The following is a 20152-nucleotide window of genomic DNA, read 5'->3' as shown; positions in this document are numbered from 1 at the left end:
TAACCGCCCCAACGGCGCCGGGCTATCGCCCTCCAATGCACCGGTTGCGCTCAGAATGGGCATGCCACCGGAGACAGAGATGCTTTCAAGCCTGCTGGCCTTCCCGCCCCGCGAAAGCGCCTACAAGCGCAAGTTCCTGAACAACACCGACGAGAACCTCTTCATGGGGTCGTTCGAGAGCTTCGCGGCGGCCGAGGCCGGCGCACCGCCCACCAAGGCCGTCGGCTATGCCAATGCCGACGCGGGCGAGCTCTACAGCCCGCAGATCTATTTCTACGACTATCCCGGCCTCTTCTGGCTGGGCCGCTCCATCGACGCGGGCCTGACGCGCGTGTTCGACCTGGGCGGGCACGTCGGCATCAAGTACTACGCCTTCCGGCGCGTGCTGACCTACCCCGACACCCTGCGCTGGACGGTGTGCGACGTGCCCGGCGTGGTCGAGAGCGGCCGCGCGATGGCCATCAAGCGCGAAGCGACCGCGCAACTGAACTTCACCACCGACTACTGCGATGCGAGCGGCTGCGACGTGCTGTATGTCTCGGGCAGCCTGCAGTACCTGCCGACGCGCATGGACGCGGTTCTTTCTTCGCTCGCCGTGAAGCCCCGGCGCATCGTCATGAACACCACGGCCGTGCACCCCGAGCGCACGATCTACACGCTCAACAGCATCGGCGTGGCCGTGTGCGCCTACCGCATCCAGCACCACGACGAGCTGCTGGCCGACCTGGCACGCTCCGGCTACCGGAAGCGGGACGTGTGGCGCAACGAGGGCAAGCCGATCGAGGTGCCCTTCGTGGATGGCGGAGACAAGCCGTACTACGCGGGCTGCTGCTTCGATCTCATCGCCTGATTCGACCTCGTCGCCTTGCGGGTGCCGCCTTATCGCGCCTCGTAGTCTTCCATCGGCTTGTCGCTGGGGTGGGCCCAGGCGGCCTTGGTCAGGGCGCTGGCCGGCAGGCCCACCTTCGCACCGTGCGGCGCAATGGGTTGCATGAACCACTTGTCGTAGATCCGCGCGGCCTCCCCGCTCCTTGCCAACGCCACGACGCTTTGATCGACCAACGTCTTGAACGCGGCATCGCCCTTGGGAATCATGATCGCGATCGGCTCGACGCTGAGCACCTGGTCGAGCAACCTGTATTGCGCCGGCGCCTTGCTCTTTGAAATCAAGGTGGCAAGGATCTGGCCGTCGGCGACGAAGCCTTCTGCGCGGCCCGATTCGAGCAGCAGGAAGCCTTCGCTGTTGTCCTTCGCGTACACCTCCGCGATCTCGGGGGCGTTGTCGCGCTTGAGCTTTCTCAGCAGCTGGACGGAGGTGCTCCCCGTGGTCACGGCCACCGCCTTGCCGGCAAGCTGGGCCGCAGAAGCAACGCCGGACGTTGCCTTGACCGCGATGCGAACCCCTTCGACATAGAGCGTCGGGGCGAACGCGACGTCTTTCTGGCGCGCCGCATTGTTGGTCGTGGTGCCGCACTCGATGTCGACCGTTCCGTTCTGCACGAGGGGCATGCGGTTCTGCGGCGTGACGAGCTGGTACTTCACCTGGAGCCTGCCGATCTGCAACGCCTTCGCGATGTCGGCAATGACGCGTTCGCAGACCTCGACGTGAAAGCCCGTGTAGCTGCCGGGCCCCAGGGTGAAGGACATGGCGCCCGAGGCGTCGCGCACGCCCATGGTGACGGCGCCAGACTCCTTGATCTTCTTCAGGACGTCGGTCTGGGCGGATGCACGCCCGGCGCACAGCAGGAGCGCCGCAGCCGTTGCGGCCGCCAGAAGGCAGGGACTTTTATTCACGTCGGCGCTTTCAGACGGCGAACAGCGAATCCAGGTCCGCAAAGGACTTCAGCTCGATGGCGTTGCCCGACGGGTCGAGAAAGAACATCGTCGCCTGTTCGCCGGGCTCGCCCTTGAACCGGATGTAGGGCTCGATCACGAATGGCGTCTGGCGTGCGACGAGCTTGTCGGCCATCGCCTGCCACAGGTCCATCGGCAGCACGGCGCCGAAATGGCGCACGGGCACGTCGTGGCCGTCCACGGCGCTGTGCGACTTGTGACCGCATTCGTCGGGTGCCAGATGCGCCACGATCTGGTGTCCGTAGAAGTTGAAGTCGACCCACTCGGCCGAACTGCGGCCTTCCGGACATTCGAGCAACTCGCCGTAGAAGGCGCGCGCCTCGGCGATATCGCGAACAGGAAAGGCCAGGTGGAACGGGATGCGTGCAGTGGGCGTGTTCATGGGGTTCATCGATCTAGGAGTTCAGGGTGAGCGAACTCTAAGCAGCGAACCACATAACCGAAAACGATATATTTCGAATCTGAGCACCACCAATTTCGATGAATAAAAAATGATCACCGAGCTTCGCACCTTCATCGCCGTGTGCCGCCACGGCACATTCGCCGCAGCGGGAGAGCGCATCGGCCTGACGCAATCGGCCGTAAGCAGCCAGATCAAACGCCTCGAGGAATCGCTGGGTTTTTCGCTCTTCGATCGCACGGGCCGCTCCGCCACCTTGAATGCGGCGGGCGAGACCACGCTGGGGCGGGCGGAAGACATCTGCGCGCTCTACACCAAGCTCGGCGAGTTGCCCGACGACGCGGCGAACGCCGGGCTGCTGCGCATCGGCGCCATTGCGTCCGCGCAGCCGACGTTGGTGGCGCGGGCGCTCGAAAAACTGCGCGCCGGCTTCCCCCTGCTGCGCGTCCACATCTCGCCCGGCGTGTCGATGCGGCTCATGGACGACCTGGACGCCGGCAGCATCGATGCGGCCGTGATCATCCGGCCGCCCTTCGGCATTCTTCCGGAGCTGACGTGGCAGACCCTGGTGCGCGAGCCCTACGTGCTCATTGCCCCCGCGGACGTGCCCGGCAGGAACTGGCGCACGCTGCTGCGCGAACAGCCGTTCCTGCGCTACGACCGCGCGTCGTTCGGCGGGCGCATGGTCGAACGGTTCCTGCGGCGCGAAGACATCGCCGTGAGCGACGCCATCGAGGTCGACGAGATCTCCGGGCTCATCCACCTGGCCTCCAAGGGCCTGGGCGTTGCGCTCGTGCCGTGGGTCGAGGCCCACCTTCCGCTGCCGCCGGGCGTGCGCATGCTGTCGCTGGGCGAGTCCACGTTCCATCGCGAGGTCGGGCTGCTGCAGCGCAAGCCGCGGGCCAGCCCGCCCCTCGTCGCGCAGTTTGCGCAGTGCCTGCGCGAAGCGGCCGAACCGGCGAAGGCAGGCCGAAAGAAAGTCTTGACGACCTCCAAAAAGATATTAAAGTGATATCACTTTCAACAGGAGGCCTTCATGCACGAGCAGACCCCGTCCATCCCCCGCCAGGTTCGCAGGGAGCGGCCCTATCGGTCCGTCAACGGATACGGCATCGTCGCCGTGGCGCTGCTGATCCTTGCGGTCGGCGCCTGGGTGCTCGTGCGGCGGATGATGCCGCTGCCCCTGAGCATCTTGCTGATCGTCGTCGGCGTCGCGCTGCTGCCGGGCCTGTACATGCTCAAGCCCAACGAGGGCATCATCCTCACGCTCTTCGGCAAGTACCAGGGCACCGACCGCAGTGAGGGCCTGCGCTGGACCAACCCGTTCCAGTCGGGCCAGAAGATCTCACTGCGCGCGCGCAACCTCAACACGCCGCCGCTGAAGGTGAACGACAAGCGCGGCAACCCGGTGGAGATCGGCGCGGCCGTGGTCTGGCGCGTGCACGACACGGCGCAGGCCGTGTTCGAGATCGACGACTACAACAAGTTCGTCGCCATCCAGTCCGAAGCCGCAATCCGCCACCTGGCCACGCTCTACGCGTACGACAGCGGCGACGACCTGCAAAGCGACGAGGTCACGCTGCGCGCCGGGCTCGACGTGGTGGCCGATGCGCTCAAGGCCGAACTGAACCAGCGCTTTGCCAGCGCGGGCGTCGAGGTGCTCGATGCCAAGCTCACGCACCTCGCCTACGCGCCCGAAATTGCCCAGGTGATGCTGCGCCGCCAGCAGGCGGTGGCCATCGTGAGCGCGCGGCACCAGATCGTGGCGGGCGCGGTCGGCATGGTCGAGGCGGCGCTCAAGGGCCTGTCGGAGCGCAACCTCGTCGTGCTCGACGACGAGCGCAAGGCCTCGATGGTGTCGAACCTGCTGGTGGTACTGTGCTCGGACCGCGAAACCCAGCCCGTGGTCAACACGGGCACGCTCTACACCTGATGCATCCACGGCACCTCCCTGCTGCCGCCGCTACGTTTTTCCTCTGATGGCCAGTCCCGGTAAGAAGTCCTATCCGCTGCGCATCGATCCGGCCCTGTGGGCCGAGATCGAGCGGCTGGCGGCCCAGGAGCTGCGCAGCGCGAACGCGCAGGTCGAGTTCCTGCTGCGCGAAGGGCTCGCGAAGCGGGGGCGGCTGCCGGCTGCCGATGCGCCCGCCAAGGACGCAGCCCCGCCCAAGCCGCCGCGCTAGGCTGGTAGTAACCCCGAATTTCCTGAAGGCCGATTGACAGCCTCGGCCTCTACGATGGGACGGCACCCTTCATCAGGAGACACACGCCGTGACCACCTTCGCCTCCCGTTCCGCCCTGACCCGCCGCGCCGCCCTGGCGCTGGCCGCTTCCTTCGCTCTCGCCGGGTGCGTCAGCACGCCACCCGCCGCCACCGGCGACATCCACGTCATGACCTCCGGCGGCTTCACCGCCGCCTACAACGAGCTGCGCCCCGGCTTCGAGCGCAGCAGTGGCCGCAGCGTGAAGACGGCCTACGGCGCGTCGATGGGCGCCGCCAGCGACTCGATTCCCAGCCGCCTGGGCCGCAATGAGCCGGCCGATGTCGTGATCCTTGCGCGCCCCGCGCTCGATGCGCTGGTGGCGCAGGGCCAGGTGGTGGCGGGCAGCCAGGTCGACCTGGTGCGTTCGTCGATCGGCTTTGCGGTGCGCAAGGGCGCGCCCAAGCCCGACATCAGCACGGTCGATGCACTCAAGCGCACGCTGCTGGCGGCGCCGTCGATCGCCTATTCGGCGAGCGCGAGCGGCACCTACTACGAGACCGAGCTGCTCAAGAAGCTGGGCATCGAAGACCAGGTGAAGCCCAAGAGCAAGCGCATCCTCAGCGAGCGCGTGGGCACGGTGGTGGCGCGCGGTGACGCGGCGCTTGGCCTGCAGCAGGTGAGCGAGCTGCTGCCCATCGAGGGCATCGACTACATCGGCCCGCTGCCTGCCGAGGTGCAGCGCGTGACGGTGTTCTCGGCCGGCGTTGCCACGGCATCGAAGCAGCCCGGGGCCGCGCGGCAGCTGATCCGCTACCTCAACGCCCCGGCCGCGGCGCCGACGATCGCGAAGACGGGGCTGGAGCCGCTCTCCGCGCGCTGAAGCAGCGGCCTCACGGCCCGTAAACTGGCGGCCTTCATCCCCTCCTTCCTCTTTCCGACGAACGGACGCCATGACCACATCGCCCTCTTCCGCCCTCGTGACCGCCTTTGCGCCCAACGGCACGCTGCGCGCCTCGATCAACCTCGGAAACCCGATCCTCGCCAACAAGGACGTCACCACGGGCGAACCCGTCGGCGTGTCGATCGACCTGGCCCGCGAGTTCGCGCGGCGACTCGGTGTCGGCATCGAGTTGGTGGTGTTCGAGAAGGCCGCGGCCTCGGTGGACGCGGTGAAGAACGAGAAGGCCGACATCGGTTTCTTCGCGGTCGATCCCGCACGCAGCGAAGGCCTGCGCTTCACGGCGCCCTATGTGCTGATCGAGGGCAGCTACCTCGTGCCCGACTCGTCGACGCTGACCGACAACGCGCAGGTCGATGCCGAAGGCCATCGCATCTCGGTCGGCTCGGGGAGCGCTTACGACCTGTTCCTCACGCGCGAGATCAAGGCGGCCGAGATCGTGCGCCTTCAAGGTGCCGGCCCCGCGCTCGCTGCCTTGCGTGCGGGCGCGGTCGAGGTGGCGGCGGGCATCCGCCAGCTGCTCGAAGGTGAAGCCGCCCGCGCACCGGGCGTGCGTGTGCTGCCGGGGCGCTTCATGGTGATCCAGCAGGCGATGGGGACGCCGGCCCGTCGAGGGTCTGAAGCGCAGGCACTGCTCTCGTCCTTTGTCGAGGAGATGAAGGCTTCTGGTTTTGTGGCCGATGCGTTGAAGCGCCATCGCATCGAAGGCGCGATCGTTGCGCCGTAGCTGAGCGCTGCCGTTCAGGGCGCGTGCACAGGCCACCGGGTACTTCCCTCCGCGAATGTCCCCCGGGGCTGCGCCCCTCCTCCTTTATTTCGCTGCGGGAAGCACCCAGTGTCCTGCGCCCGCTGAGCGCTGTGGTGGTGCGGGCCTCTCAAAGCTTGTGCGCCTCCACCGGCCCCTGCGAATAGAACAGGAAGTAGCCCGTCTGCGTCTTGAAGCCGTTCTTCTGCCACCCGGGCGGCACCTTGAAGATGCCGAGCTGGTCGCTCGAGATGCCGACGAAAGACGTGTTCTCCGTGTCGGTGGTGATGCGGCTCCAGCGCTCGCGCGACACCGGCTGCATCTGCATCTTGGGCTCGCTCCATTCGGGCGTGCGCACCTTGTCGCGCATGATGAAGCGGTCGCCGTCGCGCTCGATCTTGACGACCTCCTTGAGCACGCCGTTGCGTTCGACGGCGTAGACGCCGACCAGTTCGGTCTCGGGTCCGCCCCGTGCGCCGCAGGCCGAGAGCAGTGACACGCAGGCCACTGCCAGCAAAGAGTTCAGAAGTGTTTTCATGAGATTCGAATGAGGTGACGCATGCACCGCCAGGCAGGCCCGGCGGCACATGCGGGGTTCACGAAAGAAGGCTCAGTTCAACTCAGCCCAACTCAACGCTTCTGGTTCTCGCGCAGCGGCAGCTTGCCCTGGAAGCGCAGTGCGTGCGGGTACTCTTCCTTGCCACCCGTCTCCACCGCCGCCATCTTCTGCTGGCTCTCCTGCGTCTTGGCGAGCAGCGGCGCCGGCAGGTTGAGCACGCCCTTGATCTGGTCGTACTGCGCCTGCGTGATGCGCCCCACGCCCAGCAGGCGGAAGGCATCGCGCTCGATGTTCAGCAGCAAGGGCTTGTTGCCCGCGAAGTTCTGCACCTTGGCCAGCAGGTTGCTCCACGACGGCGCGCTGTAGTTGCTCACGTAGTAGTCCTGCCCCGTCGGTCCGGCGAGCACCGCGGTGCAGCCCGGCAGTTCGACCTGCGTGGCGTTGTTCGACATCACGAAGGTCTCGCGCTTCTCCATCGCATCACCGTACGCCAGCGTGACGGGAATGGTCCACGTCGATGCCGGGAACTGGTTCTGGTTGGGGAACGACTCCTGCGTGATGTTGACGTAGGTGCGGTCGCCGGCGCACTGCGCATCGACCGTGAGCAGCGGCACACCCGTCTGGCGGATGAGGCTGTCGCCGATGTCGGCGACCTTCTTGTTGGTGGCCTTTTCCAGCGAGATCCACAAGCGCGTGGGCGTGACGTTGCCGTACGCATAGTCCTTCAGATAGATCTGCAGGCCCTTCTGCATGGCTTCTTCGCCGATGTAGTTCTGGATCGTCTCCAGCACGTGGCTGCCCTTGTTGTAGACAAAGATCGACGGGCTGATGAAGCCGAACGAGCCTGCGTCGTTCAGGTTGCGCTGCACCGGCACGGCCGAGGGCTTCAGGTCGGCCACGATCACGTTGTGCTTGTCGAGCACGTAGTCGGAGAAGCTGTAGTACTCGGGGTGGAACTTGATGGTGGTGCGCCGTTCGAACCACCGCGCAAACGACTCGTTAAGCCACACGTTGTCCCACCAGTCGAGCGTGACGAGGTCGCCGAACCACTGGTGCGCCACCTCGTGCGTGACCACGGTCACCGAGTACAGCGTGGGCTTGTCGCCGGGCTTGGTGAGCACCGCGTCGGCAAACTCGAAGATCGCACCCCAGTTCTCCATGCCACCGAAGCCGGTGTTGGGCTTGTTGTCGTAGCTGTCGTTGGCGGCCACGGTGTCGAACTTCTTGAAGGGCAGCGAGATGCCGGTGTACTTGTAGTAGTAGTCCATCGAGACCTTGGTCCACTCCATGGCGAACTTGGCCCAGTCGGAGCGGCCCGGCGGCGTGAACCAGCGCAGCGCCATGTCGCTGCCGTCGAGCGGGTTCTTGAATTTGTCGGCCAGGATGTCGAACTTGCCGCCGCCGAAGAAGGCCAGGTACATCGGCATCGAGGGCGTCTTCTCGAAGGCCACGCGCTGGTAGCCGTCGGGCAGTTTCACGGCCTCGGTCTGCGCGCCGTTCGACACGGTCTTCCATTCGCCCGGCACCTCGGCCGAGATCTCGAAGGTGTGGCGGAAGGCCGGCTCGTCCCAGCCCGGGAACCACTGGCGCGCGAAGTTGGTTTCGCCCTGCGTCACGATGGCGTCGCTGCTCACGCCCTCGGGCGTCGAGAGACCCACCTTGAAGATGCCCGACGCGGCCGAGCACAGCGGGTTCTTCGCGAGCACTTCGGGCGTGCAGTACTCGGCATCGGAGAACTGGATCTTGCCGTCCCACTCCATGTGCAGCAGGTACTTGCCCTTGGCGATCTGGCCGTCGTTCAGGCGCAGCTGCACGAAGTCGCCGCGCGTCTGCGGCGTGGGAATCAGCGGGATCGCCTCGCCCGGCTTCGACACCTTGCGCAGCGTGGTGCGCCCGCGCGCAAAGTTGAGATCGTGCGCGGCGACCACGATGGCGTCGACCGGCTGCAGCACGTCGATCTCCACGTCGGCGCGGCCCACGAAAGTCTTGAGCGCCGCATCGGGGCGGAACCACAGCTTGTAGTTCACAGGCCAGACCGTGTCGGGCAGTTCCATCGGCCGGGCCGAACGATCGACCGCGGCCACCGCCGATTCGGGTGCGGCGGGCACGCCGTCGTCGGGTGACTTCTTGGTGCTGTCTGCGCCGTCGGCCGCGGGCGCCGAGGCCCCCGGTGCGTTCAGGCCCGTGCCGCCGAACGACGCGCCACCGCCGCTGTCTCCGCCGCCGCCGCAGGCCGTCAACGCGGCGAGGGTCACGGCCGTGAGGGCCAGACGATGAACGACAGGTGTATTCAGTGATTTCATGATCGCCTCTGGGTACTCTTGGTAAGGAACATGCGCCGCACCGCAGGCACCGGCGGATAGCCGGCGATGCGCGTGACGCGCGCGGGATGAGTGGAACGAACGACAGATCAGCAAGAAATGCGGGCAGCACAACGCCCTCCCGGCGAACAACCAGTTCGTCAGGAACGCAGGCTCAGGCCGGACCGCGTGTGAAGCGGTGGTCCCAGGATGCGCGGGGCAAGCGGCGCCATTCCCGTCAAGACGCGGGGTGTGGGGGGAGCGTGTGAACGCGGTGGGGTGTCGCGGGCCGGGCTCAGTGCCCGTGCATCGACACGATGCGTTCACCCGAAGGGCGAACGGCCGTGGCCATGGCGAAAGCGATGGCGACGGCAAGACTGGCTGCGGCTCTTGTGGTTGATTTCACGCGCATTCCCTCGTCCGTTGAAGTGCTCGCAGTTGTAGCTGATCGATGCAATGAGCTCAACGCGTCGCGGAACTTTTCTCTCTCAAATTGTTCGCGCGCGATAGGTCGAACGGCATCATGGCCGGCTGTGCATGCCGTGCAATACGAAGATGGTTCTGCGCCCGAAACACCTGCTCACGCAGATGACGAAAACACGGGCCATACACTGTGACGAAGCGGCCACAGTACGAAGGTTCAAGCCGCGGAGAACGCTATGAAAGCTGTGAACCAGAGACTGCAGGGGAGCGTTGCGCACGCTCGCGCCACCACAGCAAAAAGCCGCATGCGAACACCACCACCTGCGTGCCGATGAGCAGTGCAAAGCCCGCGAAGAAACCCGCCGCCGACGAGGCCGCGGTGACCGTGGTGTGCGCTGCGCCGCCGCTGTGCGACACCGCCGTGATCACGCCGCCCATCAGCGCCGGCATGAAGCCCGCCACGAGGCTGCCCACGCCGTTGGTCACGCCGAACGCGCTGGCGGTGTGCTCGGACCGCGCGCAATGCTGCACGGTGCTCGGAATGGCCGGGCTCTGCAGGCCCCAGAAGAAGTTGGCCGCCACAAGGCAGGTCGCAGCCATGTACGGGTCGCGCGCATTGATGGCCAGCAGCACCGACAGTGCCACACCCGCGCTCGCGCCCATGAAGATGAAGGGCACGCGGTCGCGCCCGAGCTTGTCGATGAGCACGCCGCCCGTGAACACCGCGAGCACGGTGGCGTACTGCGGCAGCGAGGCGATCCAGCCCATCTCGCGCAGCGAGAAGCCGCGCGCTTCGCGCAGGTAGGTCGGCAGCCAGTTGCTGCTGCCCCAGAGGTAGGCCAGCGCGGCCGAAGTGAGCAGCGTGATGAGGAACAGGTGCCGCGTGTGCAGCGCACCCTTCACGATACCCGCCACGCGCGCCATCGCATCGCCGAGCGACGAGGGCTTGATGCCGTCGCCGTGCCCCGGCGGCATGCGCACGAAAGCCAGCACCAGCGGAATGCCCAGCACGATGTTGAGCACGCCGAGCACATGGAACGAGCTGTCCCAATCGAACTGCGTGAGCAGGTAGCCCACCAGCGGATAACCCACCGCCAGGCCCAGGCCCGTGCCCATGTTCACCAGCGCGTTGGGCTTGCCGTTCTCGTCGCTCTTGAAGTGCGCCTTGATGTACGACGAGGCCAGCGAGAACAGCGGCCCTTCCGACACGCCCAGCAGCACGCGCGAGGCCAGCAGCAGGCCGTAGCTGTTGAACATCGGCGAAGCCCAGGTCACCACGCCCCACAGGATGAGGCCGTAGATCAGGCTGCGCCGCACGCCGAACAGCGCCGAGCAGAACGGCGTGAGCACGAAGGCCGACACGCCGTAGCCGAGCATGAACGCTGTCGCCAGCAGGCCCTGGCTCACGCGGTCGGAGGGGTCGAGCCCGACGTGCTTCAGAAAGTCCGCATCGGTGATCAGCACCGCGATGTTGATGCGGTCGACGTAAGAGATCGCCACGATCACGAACAGCGTGATGACGCCGTACCAACGGAAGTTCTTGCTCTGCATGACCGGGGCTCTCTCTGCGTGGATGGTGCGCGCTGCGTGGCCGCGCCTAGAACATGTGGCGCATGCCGAACTCGACGCCGCTGGAGGCGCGGTTGGGCCGCGTGATGGCGCCGGCCAAAGCCTGCGTTGCGCCGTTCTTGTTGCTGATGCGGGCAATGGTTCCGTACACCGCCGTGCGCTTCGAAAGGTTGTGCACGTAGCCCAGGGCCAGCTTCGACGTCGTGGGCTCGAGCACCGCGTTGAGCGGCTCCAGCTTGTAGCGCGCGTACGAGGCCTTGATCTCGCCCGGCCCGATGGGCAGCTGGAAGCCGACCAGCACGCCCTTGGCGTCGGTGCTGCCCTTCGACTCCTTGTACAGCTCGCTCGTGAGCTTGAGGTTCATGAGCGAGGGGCCGAAGGTGTAGGCCGCGCCGAGGTTGGTCACGCGCAGGTCGCCGCTCGCATAGCGCGTGCGGCCGGTGGCAATGGCCACGTTGAGGCCGCCGCTCTGGTAGCCGAAGCGTGCGCCCGTGTGCTGGCCGTCGCGCTTGTTCGACACCTGCGTGCCGGGCAGCACCGAGGTCGAGTCGTTCTCGCCCATCGCGTACATCACCTGGCCATAGAAGCCGCCCAGACTGGCCGGCAGGAAGTAGCCGACGCTGTTCGAGGCGCGCGTGCCGGTGGGCGCCACGAGGCCGCCCAGGCCCGAAAAATAGATCTGGTTGGCGCCGATGCCGCCGCCGGTGCCGAACGGGTCGAAGATCGCGGTGTTCCAGAAGGCGGGCACGTAATCGCGGCCCATGCGCACTTCACCGAAGGGACCGGCCAGGCTCACCGTCGAGCGGCGGTTGAAGCTCATCACGCCGGGCGTGCCGTTGCCGCTGGCCTGGTTGTTCGAGTTCGAGGGAAAGCCCGTGCCGCTGTCGTTCTGCAGGCCCATCTCGAGCCAGAAGCTGGCCGAGAGCCCGCCGCCGAGGTCTTCGGTGCCGCGGAAACCGAGGCGGCTGAACATGTTGCCGCTGTTGCCCAGCTGCGTCTTGTGGGCCGATCCGTCGCCGCTGCCGCGCGTGTAGATCACGGAGGCATCGACCACGCCGAACAGCGTCACGGAAGATTGGGCCAGCGCTGCGCCAGCCGCGGTGGCCGCAGCCATCGCGATCAAGTACTTTTTCATTGAATGTCTCGGTTGGTTTTTCTCTCGGCCGTCTTGTGGGTTGTGGCCTTGGTCAAAAGGTATGAATGAATCCGACGTGCCCGAGCAGCCCGCCCAGGCGCGCCCAATCAAGGCGCAAAGCGCAGCCATAGCTCTGGCTATGGCGAGCATTTGCAACGCAGAGTGGGTGTGTCTGGGCGGGATGAGCGGGCATGGCGGGTTCTTTCATACCTTCTTAGATATCCAGCACCAGCCGCTCGCCTTTGCAGCGAGAGACGCAGATCATCATGGTCTTGTTGGACGCACGTTCGATCTTGGTGAGGATGCCGTCGTGGTGATCGACTTCGCCCTCGAGCACCGCTGTTTCGCAGGCGCCGCAGACGCCCTCTTTGCAGCTGTGGTCGGGGGTGAGGCCAGCGTCGATCAGGCTGTCGAGAATCGATTTGCCCGGAGGCACCTCGACGCTCTTGCCGCTCTTGGCGCACTGCACCACGCAGGTCTGTGTGGCGCTGGGCGCCTCCACATGCACGGCGGCGAAGCGCTCGATGTGTGCGTTGGCGTAGCCCAGTTGCTCGCAGCTCTTTTCGAAAGCGTCGAGCATCGGCGTGGGGCCGCAGCAGTAGTAGTGGCTGGTGGCGCCCTTGCCGCCCAGCAGCGACGCGAGGTTGGGCGGTGCGCCCTTCTCGTCGTCGAAGTGCCAGGTGAGCTGCACCGATTTTTCGGTGGCCAGCGCATCGATGGCGTCGCAGAAGGCAGCCTCCTTGCGGGTGCGTGCGCAGTAGACGATTTCGACGGGCTTGCCGATGGCAATGAGCCGCTGCAGCATGCACCAGATGGGCGTCACGCCGATGCCGCCAGCCACGAGCACCGAGCGTTCGGCGCCCTCTTCCAGCTTGAAATTGTTGCGCGGTGCCGAGATGGGCAGCGTCATGCCCACGCGCAGCTGCTGGTGCACGTAGCGCGAGCCGCCGCGGCTCTTGCGGTCGTTGAGCACGCCCACCACGTAGCGCTGGCGGTCGCTCGAGGGGTTGCACAGCGAGTAGCTGCGCACCAGCCCGTTGGGCAGGTGCAGGTCGATGTGGGAGCCGGCCTCGAAGGCGGGAAAGTCCACCGCCGGCGTGGCCGGCCGGAACTCGACGCTGACGATGCCGTCGGCCTCGTAGCGCATGGTGTGCACGAGGGCGTTCAGCGTGGGAGAAGACATGGCGATGCTCGCTTGCTTGCAGTTCAGGCCGTGGCGGCCTCGGCTTCGGCCAGCTGCGCTTGCGCCAGGTTGCGCATGTGGCGGCGCAGGCGAACGATGCCCAGGTCGTGCTGGTACAGGTTCTCGTGCTGGTTGGCGTCGGCTTCCATTTCTTCGAGCATCACGCGGTCTTGTTCCAGCACGTGCCAGTGGCGCGCCTCGAGGCGGTTCTTGTAAAGGAAGCGCCAGGTGTCGCGCTCCCAGCCCTGCGACAGCTTGCGTGCGCGCCAGAAGAAAGTGGCGGTCATGCCGTTGGCCATCGGCGAGAAGGCGCCGATGATGATGAAGTTGCCGCCAGGGCCGCCGGTCTTCGGGTACGGAATTTCCAGGCGCATCCAGTGGATGCCGGTGTCGGCCCACTCGGTCCAGTCGAAGTTGACGTTGCGCTGGCCTTCCTTCTCGAACACGAAGCCGATGTCGGTCGGGCGAACGCCGAACTTGGCGCTCGAGTCGCCCTCGGCCATCGAGTGCGACTGCTTGTGCAGGTACGTGCCGTGCATCGGGTCCATCACGTTGTCCAGCACGTAGCGGTAGTCGCCCTTCCACTCCGTGTAGCAAAGGAAGTTGGAATACTCGGCCTCGTCGGTCAGCTGCTCGGGCAGCACCAGCGACGGCGGCACGTCGACCGGCTCCTTCGAGTTGTAGAGAAACACGGCGCCCGCGCGCTCCTGCACGTGGAAGTGGCGCGTAGCGCGCGAGCCTTCGAGCTTGCAGCCCGGGCTGCCGGGCACGCGCGTGACCACGCCGTCGTGGCGCACTTCAACGCCGTGGTACGGGCACGAGAGCCGGTCACCCAGGATCACGCCCTGCGACAGCGGCGCGCCGCGGTGCGGGCAGCGGTCTTCCAGCGCGTGCAGCACGCCTTCGCCGTCGCGCCACAGCGCGATCTTGCGGCCGAGGCGGCGCAGGGAGACGGGGTTCTCCTTGATGAAGTGCGAGGGGCAGATCGGGTACCAGAGGTCTTTCAGGCCGATCTCGAGCAGGTGGTCGACCGGATCGGCAGGGGCCGGTGCGACGGGATGGATGGCGATGGTCATGATGGTTCTCCTCAGGCGGCCAGCGTGGCCATTTCCTTGCGGTACAGCGCCTCGGTCCATGCGAGGCCGCCCGGCGTGGCCAGGCCGCTGTCGTTCAGGCGCTGCACGAGGCCCGGCAGGTCATGGATGCCGTCGCCATAGGCGCGTTCGATCACGTCGCCCAGCAGGTCTTCGTAGGTGGTCGCGGGGCGCTGGCGCGCTTGGTGCGGTTGGAGAAAGCGGTCTTGTTGCATCGTGAGCCTCCGTATGGCGAGGAGAAAAATTTCAGGCAGTGGCAGCAGCGACAGCGCCCTGCGCCGGCACGCCCAGCGGCACGGCCCAGGCGTCGTAGGCGTACACCCAGTCGGCATTGCCGCCTTCGCGCAGCCAGTTGTTGCCGCGCGAGCCGAGCTGCACCTGGCTGGCGCGCTCGATGCGGGCCGTCTGGTAGGCCTGCAGCGCGGCGGGAATGTCGGCCATGGCCACGCCGTCGAGGTGGCGCGACAGCACCACGGCGTCTTCGATGGCCATGCCGGCGCCCTGCGCCATGAAGGGCAGCATCGGGTGCGCGGCATCGCCCAGCAGCGCCAGGCGGCCCTGCGCCCAGGCGGGCATCGGGTCGCGCTCGTACAGCGCGGTCTTCAGCACCGTGTCGCAGGCGTCGAGCAGCGCGCGCGCCTCGGGGTGGTAGGCCACGTACTGCTCGCGCAGCTCGTCGACGCTGCCCGGCGCAGTCCACGACTCGAGGTGCCAGGTGTCCTGCGGCGTGGTCGCGAAGATGAAGATGTCCTTGCCGCGGTTCAGCGGGAACGTGACGATCTGGCTTTGCGGGTTCGGGCCCCACCACTTGGTGAAGGCGCCCAGGTTGGGCACGCCGGCCACGCGCTCGGCGGGCACCACGGCGCGGTAGGCGACGATGCCCGTGAAGCGCGGGCTCTCGGCGCCGAACATCGCGGTGCGCACGCCCGAGTGGATGCCGTCGGCACCGATGAGCACGCCCACGCGGGCGCTGGTGCCGTCGCTGAACGACAGGGTCACACCGTTGTCGTCGGCCGCGATGGTTTCGGCGCGCTTGCCGAGTGCCACGCGATCGGCGGGGAACATGTCGGCCAGCGCAGCCAGCAGGTCGGCGCGGTGGATGGTGAGCTGCGGCGCGCCGTAGCGCTGTTCGGCCGAGTCGGCCATTTCGAGGCGCGAGGTTTCTTCGCCGCTGTCGTAGGTACGGCTGATGCGGTGCGACGGGCGCGCCGCCGTCACGCGGGCGGCTTCGCCCACGCCCAGGCCGTCGAGTGCGCGCACGGCGTTCGGCGTGAGGTTGATGTCGGCGCCGACGCGGGCGAACTGCTTGGCCTGTTCGAACACGACCACGTCGTGCCCGGCGCGGCGCAGTGCGATGGCGGCGACCAGGCCGCCGATGCCGGCACCGACGATGCCGATGGTGGATTCGCTTGTCTGCATGGTGTCTCTCTTTGTTCTTGCGTGCGGCTCACTCGGCCACGATGTTGCGGGCCTTGATGATCCGGGCCCAGACGGCCGTCTCATCGCGGATGTGGGCGGCGAACTCGGCGGGCTTCATGGCCGCATCGGTCATGCCCTGTGCCTTCAGGCGTTCGCGCACGTCGGGCTGGGCCAGCATCTCGGCCGCGTCTTTCGCGAGCTGCTCGACCACGGCGGGCGGCGTGCCCTTGGGGGCCAGCAGGCCGTACCACGAGGTCACGGCCACGCCCTGGATGCCCTGCTCCGCCAACGTGGGAATGTCGGGTGCGGCGGGGCTGCGCTTGGCCTCGGTCACGCCCAGCGCGATGAGCTTGCCGTTCTTGATGAAGGGCATCGTCGCGGGCAGGTTGCTGAACATCAGCGGCACCGAGCCGCCGAGCACGTCGTTGAGCGCGGGCGCCGTGCCCTTGTAGGGCACGTGCAGCAGGTCGATGCCGGCCTGCTGCTTGAACAGCTCGCCCGCCAGGTGCAAGCCGCTGCCCACGCCGGGCGAGGCATACGACAGCGTGTTGGCCTTGGCCTTGGCCATCGCCACCAGTTCCTTCGCGCTCTTGATGCCCGAGGCCGGCGCGGCCACCAGCACGTTGGGCGCCTTGGCGAGCATGGTGACGGGCACGAAGTCTTTCTCGATGTTGAACGGGAAGTTCGGCATCAGCGTCGGGTTGATCGTGAGGTTGCCAGCCGGCACCACGAGCAGCGTGTGGCCGTCGCCCTTGGCACGCTTGACCTTGTCGATGCCGATGTTGCCGGCCGCGCCCACGAGGTTCTCGACCACGGCCGCCTGGCCGTAGCGCTTGGCCAGGCCGTCGGACAGCACGCGGGCCAGCGTGTCGACCGGGCCGCCGGGCGGGAACGGCGAGACGATGGTGAAGCGGTCGCTCGACAGCTGCTTCTGGGCGTCGCTCTGTGCGTGCGCAGGCAAGGCGATGGCCAGCGCGGCGGCCGCCATCAGGGAGAAAGAAAAACGTCGTTGCATGAGGTTCACCGGGTTCACTTCTTCTCGGTCAGGAAAGCACCTTTCGGGCCTTCCGCGTTCTTCTGGCGGCGGGTGTGGCCGTCGAGGCCGCCATCGACCGCCCATTCGGCGAACACCGTCGGGCCGGGTTCGAACTCGCGCGGCTGCCAGTCGGCTGTGAGCTGGTCTTCGTCGGCGTAGTACTCGATGAGGCCGCCGGCCGGGTTCTTGAAGTACCAGAAGTACGCGGACGACACCGGGTGGCGGCCCGGGCCCAGTTGCGTGTCCCAGCCGCAGCGCGAAAAATGCAGGCCGCCGCCGAACACCTCGTGGATGTCGCGCACGGTAAAAGCCACGTGGTTGAGCCCGCGCTTGCCCGACGGAATCTGCAGCAGGAACAGGTCGTGGTGGCCGCCCTCGGGCGCGCAGCGCATGAAAGCGCCGCGGTTCGGATAGCCGTCGGACGAGACAAAACCGAAGCGCTGCGCATAGAACGCGCTCGTGCCCTTCACGTCGCTCACGAAGAACACGACATGGCCGACTTCGATCGGCGTGGCGCGTTCGTAGATGGGTGCGGGCTGGTTCACGCGCGGCTTGGCGTTCCAGGTGTTCATGGCGCCGCAGTCGACTTCGACCGCGCGCTTGCGGCTCACCTGCAGGCGCACGGCCAGGCCGTTGGGGTCGGTGCAGCCGATGCGGCGCGCGCCGTCGACCGTGGTGTCGATGAAGGCCGGGTCTTGTGCGATGGCGGCGGCGTAGCGGTCCAGGTCGGCGTCGCTTTCCACGCCCCACACCACTTCGCGCAGCGTCGGGCCCTCTTCCATCGCGGGCGGCAGGTTCGCGTTGCCCAACGCCGCGACGACCACCTTGCAGCCGTTGAGGCACTCGAAGACGAGTTCGTCGGCGGCTTCGGACGTGAGTGACAAGCCCCAGTCCTGGAAGAACTGGCGGCAGGCGGGCAGGTCGTCCGCGCCGTAAGTGATCTGGTCGATGCCAAGTACGCTCATCGTGTGTTCCTCTTCAGTTCGCCCACGGGAGCGGTTGTTCGTTCGTGCCCCAGTACATGCTCTTCTGCTCCATGTACTGGAAGATGCCTTCGCGGCCCTTCTCGCGGCCCAGGCCGCTGTCGCGCCAGCCGCCGAACGGCGTCGAGACCGAGAACTGCTTGTAGGTGTTGACCCAGACCGTGCCGGCCTGCACAGCGCGGCCCAGCTTCCAGGCGCGCTTGAAGTCGCGGCTCCACACACCGGCGGCCAGCGCGTAGATGCTGTCGTTGGCCTGTGCGATCAGTTCTTCCTCGTTGTCGAAAGGCATCGCGACCAGCACCGGGCCGAAGATTTCTTCCTGGCTGATGCGCGCGCTGTTGGTCAGGCCTTCGAGGATGGTCGGCTGGTAGAAGTAGCCCTTGTCGTAGCCGGCGCCGTGCGGGCGCACGCCGCCCGTGCGGATGCGGCCGCCTTCGGACACGCCCAGGTCCACATAGCGTTCGATGCCTTCGCGGTGCTTGGCCGTGATGAGCGGGCCCATCTGCGTGCGCTCCGAAGCCGGGTCGCCCACGCGCAATGCGTTGGCACCTTCGGCCAGCCGCGTGAGGAACTCGTCGTAGATGCTGCGGGCGACAAATAGGCGCGAGCCCGCGATGCACGACTCGCCCGACGAACTGAAGATGCCGTAGAGCACGCCGTTCACCGCGTGGCCGAGGTCGGCGTCGTCGAGCACCATGGTCGGCGACTTGCCGCCGAGTTCGAGCGACACCGGCATCATCTTGTCGGCCGCGATGTGGGCGATGTGCTTGCCGGTGGTGGTGCCGCCGGTGAACGACACGCGCTTGACCAGCGGGTGCTTGGTGATCGCGTCGCCGATCACCGAGCCCTTGCCCGGCAGCACGCTCACGATGCCCTTGGGCACGCCGGCCGCTTCGCAGATGCGCGCCAGTTCCAGCGCCATCAGCGGCGTGACTTCGGCGGGCTTCACGACCACCGCGTTGCCGGCGGCCAGCGCGGGCGCCAGCTTCTGGGCTTCGCTCGCGATGGGCGAGTTCCACGGCGTGATGGCCGCGACCACGCCCATGGGCTCGTGCACGCTCATCGTGACGAAGGCGCCGCGCGAAGGGGTGATGGTTTCTTCGAGCGTCTCGAGTGCGGCGGCGAAGAACTGGAAGGTGGCCGCGGCGCTGGCCACGAGGTTGCGCGTTTCGCTGATCGGCTTGCCGTTGTCCAGGCGCTGCTTCTGCGCGAGCGACTCGCCTTCTTCACGGATCAGCTGTGCCACGCGGTGCAGCACGGCGGCGCGCTCGTGCGGCAGGCGCTGGGCCCAGCCGCTGGTGCGGAAGGCGTGGTCGGCGCGCGTGATGGCTTCCTCGACGTCGGCCAGGCTCGCGGCCTTCAGGCGCGCAATGGGCTCGCCGGTGGCCGGGTACAGGCTTTCGTAGACGTCGCCGCCGCCCAGGCGCCATTCGCCGGCAATGCAGATCGGAAGGAGTTCGGTGGAGATCATGGGGTGACTCGAAAGGTCAGATGGCCAGGGGCGCGACGCGGTTGCGCAGCGCGCGCACGGCGCTGTACACGGTCAGGGCCGAGGTCTTGGGGTTGGCCGCGAGCGGCTTGTTGCGCATGGTCAGCGCAAAGCTGCCGAAGGCGCCTTCGGCTTCGACGGTGTGCACGTTCTCGGTGATGGCCGGGTCGGCAATGAGGCGCACCAGCGTCTGGTCCAGGCCCAGGCCCGCGAGCGAGACGGTGGCCGCCACGTTGGCGTTCTTCGGATAGAGCAAGGCCGCTTCGCGCGCGCTGCCTTCGAAGATGATGGTTTCGTGGGCCAGCGTGTCGAGGTTGCGGCCCTGCTCGGCCGGCGTGCCCTTCCAGGCCTGCGGCGGCTTGCGGCCGGTGTAGCGCACGCTGCTCAAGCCGCCGATGCGGGCCGCGGCAAGCGCGTCGATGCCGCCGATGGCGCCGGGAATCAGTTGCACCTGCGTGTGGCCGGCGATGGCGGCGGCTTCGAGCTTCTCGGCGAAGCCCGTGGCCGACAGCGCGCCGACCGATGCGACCACGCAGGGCGTGCCGCGTGCCAGCGCAGGCAGCACGTGCTCTTCGATGGCGGCATGGCCGGCGGTCTCGACCACGAGGTCGATGCCGTCGGCGGGCACGGCGCTGCCCACTTGCGCGTCGGGTGCGACCTTCTGCGCGGCGGCAACGCCCTCGGCCGGCACGACGATGGCCACCACCTTCAGGGCGGGATCGCCGCGCAGCAGTTCGAGCACCGAGGTGCCGATGGCTCCGCAGCCGACGAGTGCAATGCGCGTGATGGCAGTGGTCATGC

General features: G+C 67.1%; 20 protein-coding genes. 6 read left to right on the top strand and 14 right to left on the bottom strand.

Annotated features, from left to right (window positions below; genetic code table 11):
- The first annotated feature begins 79 nt into the window (after positions 1-79).
- Positions 80-850, top strand: a complete 771-nt coding sequence (locus IG196_RS12515; protein WP_192196415.1) for a TIGR04325 family methyltransferase — start codon at positions 80-82, stop codon at positions 848-850.
- A gap of 29 nt (positions 851-879) precedes the next feature.
- Here the strand turns inward: IG196_RS12515 and IG196_RS12510 are convergent, their stop codons facing one another.
- Together IG196_RS12510 and IG196_RS12505 are read right to left on the bottom strand one after the other, a co-directional pair.
- Positions 880-1794, bottom strand: coding sequence for an amino acid ABC transporter substrate-binding protein (locus IG196_RS12510; RefSeq protein ID WP_225617017.1), 915 nt, complete (start codon positions 1792-1794; stop codon positions 880-882).
- 10 nt (positions 1795-1804) lie between these two features.
- Entirely contained in the window at positions 1805-2236 is a 432-nt protein-coding gene (locus tag IG196_RS12505) for a VOC family protein (protein WP_192196414.1), read from the bottom strand.
- Positions 2237-2345: 109 nt separating this feature from the next.
- Here IG196_RS12505 and IG196_RS12500 point away from each other — a divergent pair, with 109 nt between their 5' ends.
- The 5 genes from IG196_RS12500 to IG196_RS12480 all read left to right on the top strand — a co-directional run bounded on the left by IG196_RS12500 (position 2346) and on the right by IG196_RS12480 (position 6143).
- Positions 2346-3266: a LysR family transcriptional regulator gene (locus IG196_RS12500; RefSeq protein ID WP_192196413.1), complete on the top strand. Its 921-nt coding sequence runs from the start codon at positions 2346-2348 to the stop codon at positions 3264-3266.
- Between the two features lie 24 nt (positions 3267-3290).
- A complete protein-coding gene (locus IG196_RS12495) occupies positions 3291-4187 on the top strand; it encodes an SPFH domain-containing protein (RefSeq protein WP_192196412.1) in 897 nt (298 codons plus the stop codon).
- A gap of 46 nt (positions 4188-4233) precedes the next feature.
- Positions 4234-4437: a hypothetical protein gene (locus IG196_RS12490; RefSeq protein ID WP_099796597.1), complete on the top strand. Its 204-nt coding sequence runs from the start codon at positions 4234-4236 to the stop codon at positions 4435-4437.
- An 88-nt stretch (positions 4438-4525) separates the two neighbouring features.
- Complete coding sequence (locus tag IG196_RS12485) at positions 4526-5338, top strand: substrate-binding domain-containing protein (protein WP_192196411.1); 813 nt, start codon at positions 4526-4528, stop codon at positions 5336-5338.
- A 70-nt stretch (positions 5339-5408) separates the two neighbouring features.
- A complete protein-coding gene (locus tag IG196_RS12480; RefSeq protein WP_192196410.1) occupies positions 5409-6143 on the top strand; it encodes an ABC transporter substrate-binding protein in 735 nt (244 codons plus the stop codon).
- 148 nt (positions 6144-6291) lie between these two features.
- Here the strand turns inward: IG196_RS12480 and IG196_RS12475 are convergent, their stop codons facing one another.
- The 12 genes from IG196_RS12475 to IG196_RS12420 form a co-directional block, all read right to left on the bottom strand.
- Entirely contained in the window at positions 6292-6699 is a 408-nt protein-coding gene (locus IG196_RS12475) for a hypothetical protein (RefSeq protein ID WP_192196409.1), read from the bottom strand.
- Positions 6700-6791: 92 nt separating this feature from the next.
- A complete protein-coding gene (locus IG196_RS12470) occupies positions 6792-9023 on the bottom strand; it encodes a M1 family metallopeptidase (protein ID WP_192196408.1) in 2232 nt (743 codons plus the stop codon).
- Between the two features lie 654 nt (positions 9024-9677).
- Positions 9678-10994, bottom strand: a complete 1317-nt coding sequence (locus tag IG196_RS12465) for an MFS transporter (RefSeq protein WP_192196407.1) — start codon at positions 10992-10994, stop codon at positions 9678-9680.
- Positions 10995-11040: 46 nt separating this feature from the next.
- Entirely contained in the window at positions 11041-12147 is a 1107-nt protein-coding gene (locus IG196_RS12460; RefSeq protein WP_192196406.1) for a porin, read from the bottom strand.
- A gap of 214 nt (positions 12148-12361) precedes the next feature.
- Complete coding sequence (locus IG196_RS12455; RefSeq protein ID WP_192196405.1) at positions 12362-13330, bottom strand: PDR/VanB family oxidoreductase; 969 nt, start codon at positions 13328-13330, stop codon at positions 12362-12364.
- Positions 13331-13353: 23 nt separating this feature from the next.
- Entirely contained in the window at positions 13354-14406 is a 1053-nt protein-coding gene (locus IG196_RS12450; RefSeq protein WP_192196404.1) for an aromatic ring-hydroxylating oxygenase subunit alpha, read from the bottom strand.
- Between the two features lie 11 nt (positions 14407-14417).
- Positions 14418-14639 carry a recombinase-like helix-turn-helix domain-containing protein gene (locus IG196_RS12445; protein ID WP_099796588.1) on the bottom strand — a complete coding sequence of 74 codons (222 nt, stop codon included), beginning with the start codon at positions 14637-14639 and terminating at the stop codon, positions 14418-14420.
- A gap of 31 nt (positions 14640-14670) precedes the next feature.
- Positions 14671-15843 (bottom strand): FAD-dependent monooxygenase, encoded by a 1173-nt coding sequence (locus tag IG196_RS12440; protein WP_192196403.1) that lies wholly within the window; start codon positions 15841-15843, stop codon positions 14671-14673.
- Between the two features lie 28 nt (positions 15844-15871).
- Positions 15872-16858, bottom strand: a complete 987-nt coding sequence (locus tag IG196_RS12435; protein ID WP_192196402.1) for a Bug family tripartite tricarboxylate transporter substrate binding protein — start codon at positions 16856-16858, stop codon at positions 15872-15874.
- 14 nt (positions 16859-16872) lie between these two features.
- The gene (locus IG196_RS12430; protein ID WP_192196401.1) at positions 16873-17844 is read right to left on the bottom strand and encodes a VOC family protein; all 972 of its coding nucleotides are present in this window, start codon (positions 17842-17844) and stop codon (positions 16873-16875) included.
- Between the two features lie 13 nt (positions 17845-17857).
- The gene (locus IG196_RS12425) at positions 17858-19333 is read right to left on the bottom strand and encodes an aldehyde dehydrogenase (protein WP_192196400.1); all 1476 of its coding nucleotides are present in this window, start codon (positions 19331-19333) and stop codon (positions 17858-17860) included.
- A gap of 16 nt (positions 19334-19349) precedes the next feature.
- Positions 19350-20150 carry an aspartate dehydrogenase gene (locus IG196_RS12420; RefSeq protein ID WP_192196399.1) on the bottom strand — a complete coding sequence of 267 codons (801 nt, stop codon included), beginning with the start codon at positions 20148-20150 and terminating at the stop codon, positions 19350-19352.
- Positions 20151-20152: the final 2 nt, after the last annotated feature.

Source organism: Variovorax sp. 38R, from assembly GCF_014843395.1.
In the GTDB taxonomy this organism is placed as follows: Bacteria; Pseudomonadota; Gammaproteobacteria; order Burkholderiales; family Burkholderiaceae_C; genus Variovorax; species Variovorax paradoxus_H.
Note: the sequence above shows the minus strand (reverse complement) of the source record. Positions and strands in the feature narration are given on the sequence as shown.